The sequence below is a fragment of the Mesorhizobium sp. B2-4-14 genome, assembly GCF_006442155.1.
GTDB lineage: Bacteria > Pseudomonadota > Alphaproteobacteria > Rhizobiales > Rhizobiaceae > Mesorhizobium.
This window is the reverse complement of record NZ_VFVA01000086.1, coordinates 1-1,119: the sequence shown is the minus strand read 5'-3', so window position 1 is coordinate 1,119 and position 1,119 is coordinate 1. Positions and strand designations below refer to the sequence as shown.

Sequence of the window (1,119 nt, the reverse complement as noted above, 5' to 3'; positions counted from 1 at the left end):
GCAGCCTGGTCGCCACCGACCATGACCGTCAGCACGCCGTTCTCGGCACCAGCCTGGCCGCCGGAAACCGGCGCGTCGAGAAATGAGAATCCGCTCGATTGCGCGGCTTGTGCCAGTTCGCGCGCGACTTCTGCCGAAGCCGTCGTGTTGTCGATGAAGATGGAGCCTTTCTTCATCGCCTTGAAGGCGCCTTCGGGACCAGTCGTCACCGACCGCAGATCGTCATCATTGCCGACACAGGAGAAGACGAAATCCTTGCCCTCGGCAGCCTGCGCCGGCGTCGCGGCAAAGCTGCCGCCATGTTGAGCGACCCATTGTTCGGCTTTCGCGCGGGTGCGGTTGTAGACGGTGACGTCGTGGCCGCCCTTGTTCTTCAGGTGCCCGGCCATGGGGTAGCCCATGACGCCAAGACCGAGAAATGCCACCGATGCCATGCCTTTTCCTTCCGACGGAATAGAGATTTCAGTTGCGGAAGCTCTAGGCCATGCGGCGAATTCGTCAAGGCGCGCGCCACCGCATCGACTGGTGCAGACTGATGACAGATCGCTTAAACGCGTGGCGTCGCACGCATCAGCGGTGTAGGTGGACCGTGATCCGCCGTTCGATCCATTCGACCCCGTGGCGCAGGATCTCGACCATCACCAGATAGACGATGGCGACCCAGACATAGGCCTGGAAGTCGAAGGATTTGGCGTAGGCGAGCTTCGCGTTGCCCATCAGGTCGTAGACTGTGATGATGGCGACGATGGCCGAGGCCTTGATCATCAGAACCAGTTCATTGCCGTAGGGTCGCAATGCCACGATGATCGCCTGTGGCAGGATGACCTTGCGCAATGTCTGCAGCTTGTGCAGACCAAGCGAGGCGGCGCCCTCCCACTGGCCCCTGGGCACGCTTTCGATGGCACCGCGCAGGATTTCGGCCTGATAGGCGGCGGTGTTGAGCGCGAAGGCAAACACACCGCAGTTGAAGGCGTCGCGGAAGAACCACCACAGTCCGACGGATTCGAGCTGCACCCGGAAAGAGCCCACGCCGTAATAGACCAGATAGACCTGTACGAGCAGCGGCGTGCCGCGGAAGAAATAGACGTAATAGTAGGCGATGCCGGACAGGATCCGGTT

Annotated in this window: 2 protein-coding genes; both read right to left on the bottom strand. The window is 61.1% G+C overall.

The window, feature by feature from the left end:
* Positions 1 to 434 (bottom strand): NAD(P)-dependent oxidoreductase (locus FJ938_RS29265; protein ID WP_140700141.1); only part of this gene is annotated, 434 nt, incomplete at its 3' end.
* A 136-nt stretch (positions 435 to 570) separates the two neighbouring features.
* A partial coding sequence (locus FJ938_RS29260) for an ABC transporter permease (protein WP_140700138.1) occupies positions 571 to 1,119 on the bottom strand: 549 nt, incomplete at its 5' end.